This window comes from Pseudomonas sp. SDT291_1_S447 (genome assembly GCF_054070155.1).
The window spans coordinates 1-575 of sequence record NZ_JBSVXS010000286.1; the positions used below are offsets into that span (position 1 = coordinate 1).

Annotated in this window: 1 pseudogene; it reads right to left on the minus strand. The window is 61.7% G+C overall.

What is annotated here, in order from left to right:
• Positions 1-96 precede the first annotated feature (96 nt).
• Positions 97-575, minus strand: a pseudogene (locus ACW9IR_RS29570) (type II secretion system secretin GspD); the annotation flags it as partial.

Below are 575 nucleotides of genomic sequence, written 5' to 3' on the forward strand. Positions count from 1 at the left end.
TTGGCCGTCTGGGTCCGTCGAAGAGCAAGATCAAAAGATCGCAGCCTTCGGCAGCTCCTACAGGACCGTTTTCCAGATCAAGGGGCGATGTCGGCGTCATTGGATGGGCACCGCTTTGATGGTTGCGCGAGGTCCTGAAGCGGGCATAACCGCCGGCACACCCTGCGCTGCCGTCGGCAACTGCGGCGCCTGCATGTCCGGCATCGCCCAGCTGCGCTCTGGCTGCAATCCACCCTGGGCGCGACGCATAAAGTCGTAGCGATTCAGAGTAATGCTGCGCCCCGCCTCGCTGTCGCGAATGATGTACGGGCGCAGGAACACCATCAGATTGGTCTTGGTAATCGCCCGGCGTTCGTTGCGAAACAGCGCGCCGATCCCCGGAATGTCGCCCAGCCACGGCACCGAGTCATTGCTCTGGCTGTAGCCGTCCTGCAGCAACCCGCCGAGCACCATGATCTGCCCGTCATCGAGCAGGATGCTGGTGTCGATCGCGCGTTTGTTGGTGACGATCCCCGCCGAGGTCGAACTGGCCGAAGCCCGCTCATCAATGCTGCTGACTTCCTGATAGATATCGA